Genomic DNA, 2,902 nt, shown 5'->3' with positions numbered 1-2,902 from the left:
CGCGCTTCGGAAGAAGAAGTATGTAGGCATAGACATCCGCCTGTACGCGATGATACGAAAGAGCGCAAGAAAGCTTCGCGTGCCGGAAGAGGCGCTCATCAACAAGTGGCTGCGCGAAAGGGTGTGAATGGAAATCAGGGATATCATTGAGAGCGGAGATGTCGAGGGCGAGGACATGTACGGCGCGCTGGGACGAACCAGGAGCGGCAGGTATGTGACGGTGTTTTTCATACTGAAGCAGGGAGACAAGGCGCTCGTCGTCAGTGCGCGCGACATGAGCGCCAATGAAAGAAGGCGTTATGAAAAACGGTAAAAGGTCCAGACTGCCAAAACACTTCAAGTCGGCCGAAGAGGCGGGCAAGTTCTGGGATACGCACGACCTTGGTGACTACTGGGATGAGACAAGGCCGGTCGCAGTGACGTTCAAACTCCGTCGGAGACACTACTGCGTGTCCGTGTCCCCCGCGATCGCGCGGAAGCTCCAAAAGGTCTCTCAGGAACAAGGACTGTCGACCGAGACGGTCGTCAACCTCTGGCTGCAGGAGAAACTGCAAGCCGCACACTGACCGGGGAGGTGCACGTGGCGGGGAAAGAACTGTCGCTCGCGGCGGCGGCCATCGGCGGTTGTTTATTGGTGTACGCCGCCTCCTGCCACTGCGGACCCCCATCCCCTTCCCTTCCCCCCGGTGAGGGGAAGGGCGAGGCTCCTCCCGAGCCGCGCGCGACCCCCGAGCCGCGCGCGTCAGCAAGCGGTTCCGGTGGCCGTTCCGACCTACAGCCTTCCGCCTCCGCTGAAGCTACGGCGGACAAGCCAGTCTCCAGCCTACGGTCTGCCTTGACGGCTTCCGCCTCTTCGGACACCGACTTTTTGACCTCCATCCTCCTTCGCCAAGGCTACGGAGGACAGGACCGCGGGCTTGCCCTGCGTAGCCCGCAGGGCGAAGCAGGGTACGGCATCGTCGAAGACACATCCGTCTCCGCCGGTTTACCCGACGTAGCTTACGCGAAGTCGGGCAACATCCGCCGTGTCTTCTTTGGCGGGGGCCGCTACGCGGACTTCTCCCTGCTACTCTGCGACCCCGCTCTGCATAGCGTGGCGCTATGCTACGCAGCGCAGAGAGCGGCGCTTTCACCCTTCGCAGTGGCAGTCCCACTGCTACGGAGAACGGGTCGCTGCGTAGCACGAGCCGAACCCCCTGCTCGCTCCGGCGAAGCAAGTTCGCCTGCGCTCGCTTCCGGCCTCCCCAACTTCGGCCTCGCCAACGTGAACCTTACCGCCCAGGGGTGGCGGGGAAGGCTGCATTCTGGTACAGTCTGTCCGGGTACTTCGATGGCATCTGCCATTCCTGAGGACGAACTTTGACCGGTTGGAAAAGGCTGGCGCACCGTTGACAATGGAGGAAAGACAAATGACCAACAACTACGGGGCGTATGCCAAACTCGACAAGTCCGGGCTCGAAAACAAGTATGTCGTCATCGTGGACGGGAAGGTGGTGGCCAAGGGTGAGGACATCGAGAACATGCTCGCAAAGGTCAGGGGGCGTTATCCGAAGAAAACGCCTTTTGTGGCCAAGGTGCCCGATGACAGGATGATGATTCTGTGATCAGGCACAGATACCGGAGGGAAGTCGGCAGTCTGGGAAGGGTTCTGCGGCCGGTTGCGGATGTCGTCCTGGAGAACCGACAAGTGAAGGTTGAAGTTCCCATGTATGTAGATTCGGGGGCCGACCTGTCGGTGATACCTTTCCGGTTCGGAAAGGCGCTGGGTTTCAAGCAGGGGGGAAAAAACGAGATTCGCGAACTCAAAGGCATCTCCGGTGCCGGGGTACCGTACGTGCTCAAAACCGTGACCCTGGTCATGAACGGCGTCCGATTGAAGGTACGGATGGCGTGGGCGCTGGTTGAAGAAGTGCCGATGCTGATGGGAAGGATGGATGTCTTCAACAAGTTCCGCGTGGTATTCGACGAGAAGAGGGGTTGTATCGATTTCGAGTGATCTAGGGGGCGTGAACATGGCCACCTTTCGTTTTTCGTTTGCGGCCGTCTTTTCCATGGCGGCAATTGCAGCAGCGGTCTACGCCGCCTCGTGCCACTGCGGCCCTGACACCGCTCCTTCACAGTCGCGGCTCGGCTCACCCCCCGAGCCGCGCGCGTCAGCAACAAAAGGAGAAGTTCCCTCTCCTGCGTATTCCGCTGGGAGAGGGCAGGGTGAGGGTTCCGGACCTTTCGCCACTCACGCCTCGCGCCTCACGGCTTCAGCCTTTTCGGATACCGACTTCCTGACCTCCATCCTCCTTCGCCAAGGCTACGGAGGACAGGACCGCGGGCTTGCCCTGCGTAGCCCGCAGGGCGAAGCAGGGTACGGCATCGTCGAGGACACCTCCGTCTCCGCCGGCATCATCCGCCGCACCCTCGGCCTCCCCAACTTCGGCCTCGCCAACGTGAACCCGACCGTCGAGGGGTGGCGGGGAAGGCTGCATTCTGGTACAGTCTGTCCGGGTACTTCGATGGTAGCCGCCGTCATCGTGGACGGGAAGGAGGTGGCGAGCAAATGGAGATACACCACTACAAATTCCACCGGATCACGATCAATCCGGCGAAATGTTTTGGCAAACCGTGCATCCGCGGTCTCCGCATGCCGGTGGCGTCAATCCTCAACTACCTGAGCTCCGGAATGACCATCGACGAGATACTGACGCAGTGGCCCGAACTTGAGCGCGAAGACATCCTCGAGGCGCTGGGCTATGCCGCGACCACGACAGAAGAGAGGGTCGTTCCCGAAAACCTGGCGGCGGCCAAGTGAGGTTCCTGCTGAACATGAACCTGTCTCGGGAGCTTGGCCGCATGATGGCCGGGGAGGGACATGAGTGCCGGCATGTCGGGGACGTCGGGCTTTCAGCGG

Annotated in this window: 5 protein-coding genes; all 5 read left to right on the top strand. The window is 60.9% G+C overall.

Annotated features, from left to right (window positions below; genetic code table 11):
• Positions 1–127 precede the first annotated feature (127 nt).
• Positions 128–313 (top strand): hypothetical protein, encoded by a 186-nt coding sequence (locus HY896_06240; protein MBI5575948.1) that lies wholly within the window; start codon positions 128–130, stop codon positions 311–313.
• A complete protein-coding gene (locus tag HY896_06235) occupies positions 300–566 on the top strand; it encodes a hypothetical protein (GenBank protein MBI5575947.1) in 267 nt (88 codons plus the stop codon). Before HY896_06240 ends, HY896_06235 begins: the two co-directional genes overlap by 14 nt.
• 843 nt (positions 567–1,409) lie before the next feature.
• Entirely contained in the window at positions 1,410–1,604 is a 195-nt protein-coding gene (locus tag HY896_06230; protein MBI5575946.1) for a succinyl-CoA synthetase subunit alpha, read from the top strand.
• Complete coding sequence (locus HY896_06225) at positions 1,601–1,996, top strand: hypothetical protein (protein ID MBI5575945.1); 396 nt, start codon at positions 1,601–1,603, stop codon at positions 1,994–1,996. The genes HY896_06230 and HY896_06225 overlap by 4 nt, the downstream gene beginning before the upstream one ends.
• Before the next feature lie 555 nt (positions 1,997–2,551).
• Positions 2,552–2,803 (top strand): DUF433 domain-containing protein, encoded by a 252-nt coding sequence (locus tag HY896_06220; protein ID MBI5575944.1) that lies wholly within the window; start codon positions 2,552–2,554, stop codon positions 2,801–2,803.
• Positions 2,804–2,902 lie beyond the last annotated feature (99 nt).

It is taken from the genome of Deltaproteobacteria bacterium, assembly GCA_016218975.1.
GTDB lineage: Bacteria > Desulfobacterota > Deferrimicrobia > Deferrimicrobiales > Deferrimicrobiaceae > JAENIX01.
Note: the sequence above shows the minus strand (reverse complement) of the source record. Positions and strands in the feature narration are given on the sequence as shown.